This window comes from Mesorhizobium sp. M7A.F.Ca.AU.002.02.1.1, assembly GCF_003998535.1.
Classification (GTDB): Bacteria; Pseudomonadota; Alphaproteobacteria; order Rhizobiales; family Rhizobiaceae; genus Mesorhizobium; species Mesorhizobium ciceri.
In genome coordinates, this window is record NZ_RZPB01000735.1 from 2,072 (window position 1) to 2,970 (window position 899).

Consider the following 899-nt stretch of genomic DNA (forward strand, 5'->3'; position numbering starts at 1 on the left):
GCATCGTCTCCGGGCGCGTCGTCGCCACGGTGATGAAGGTTTTCGGGTTTTCCGGGTCGAAGACCTTGCCTTCGACGGGGTAGCGGAAGTGCCAGAGATTGCCATTGACCTCCTGCTGCTCGACCTCGAGATCGGAGATCGCGGTGAGCAGCTTGGGGTCCCAGTTCACAAGACGCTTGTCCTTGTAGATCAGCCCTTCCTTGTAGAGCGTGACGAACACTTCGAGCACCGCCTTGGACAGGCCTTCGTCCATGGTGAAGCGTTCGCGTGACCAGTCGGCCGAGGCGCCGAGCCGCTTCAGCTGGTTGAAGATGGCACCGCCGGATTCGGCCTTCCACTCCCACACTTTCTCGATGAACTGTTCGCGGGTCAGGTCGCGGCGATGGATCTGCTTTTCCATCAGCTGCCGCTCGACCACCATCTGCGTGGCAATGCCGGCATGGTCCATGCCCGGCTGCCACAGGACGTTCTTGCCGCGCATGCGCTCGAAGCGCACCAATATATCCTGCAGCGTGTTGTTGAGCGCGTGTCCCATATGCAGCGAGCCGGTGACGTTCGGCGGCGGGATGACGATGGTGAAGGCCTCCGCCCCCTCCTCGGCCCCGGCACCGGCGCGAAACGCGTCGGCCTCTTCCCAGACTTTGGCGATCTTCGGCTCGACGGTTTTGGCGTCGTAGGTCTTTTCAAGCATGGGAAAATGGTCCGCGCTGTCGGGAGTTTGCTGGTCCGGTGTAAATCGGAAGGTTTTGGCCAAGTCAACCGCAAGGGCTGTCTCGGACCCTCACAACCAGATAGGCGCGGCCTCAGTCATTTCAACGGAACGCGATCCGTCGTCCTGCCGACACTGGTCGAAAGGCTGGTGCGCGAGGAGATCGAGCGCGTGGCGCGCGGGGCGCAGT

Annotated in this window: 1 protein-coding gene; it reads right to left on the bottom strand. The window is 62.1% G+C overall.

What is annotated here, in order from left to right; all coding sequences use genetic code 11:
• Positions 1-691, bottom strand: a 691-nt coding sequence (locus EN879_RS40255; protein WP_245493887.1) for a class I tRNA ligase family protein, incomplete at its 3' end; no start/stop codon positions are given.
• Positions 692-899: the final 208 nt, after the last annotated feature.